Below are 325 nucleotides of genomic sequence, written 5' to 3'. Positions count from 1 at the left end.
CTGGGCGCCGACGGCAGCAGCCCGACGCTGACTGGCACCTCGACCAACGCTACCAGCGTCGAAGTCACCATCACCGGCACCGACGGCTCGACCCAGACCGCCACCGCCACGCTGAACCCGGATGGCACGTGGAGCGTGGATACCAGCACGCTGACCTTCAACGAAGAAGTCACCTACACCGCCACCGCCACCGCGACAGACAACGCCAACAACAGCGCGACTGCGACTGACTCGGACAGCTTCGACCTGCAGCCCACCGTCACGGTCGATCTCGAACTGGGCGCCGACGGCAGCAGCCCGACGCTGACTGGCACCTCGACCAACG

At 66.8% G+C, this 325-nt stretch carries 1 protein-coding gene; it reads left to right on the top strand.

Features of this window, described 5'->3' with window-relative positions; genetic code table 11:
• The coding region (locus GRF61_RS25160; RefSeq protein WP_348982481.1) for an Ig-like domain-containing protein at nucleotides 1-325 on the top strand (325 nt) is incomplete at its 3' end.

It is taken from the genome of Azoarcus sp. TTM-91 (assembly GCF_012911025.1).
GTDB lineage: Bacteria > Pseudomonadota > Gammaproteobacteria > Burkholderiales > Rhodocyclaceae > Azoarcus.
This window is presented reverse-complemented; position numbering and strand designations above follow the sequence as displayed.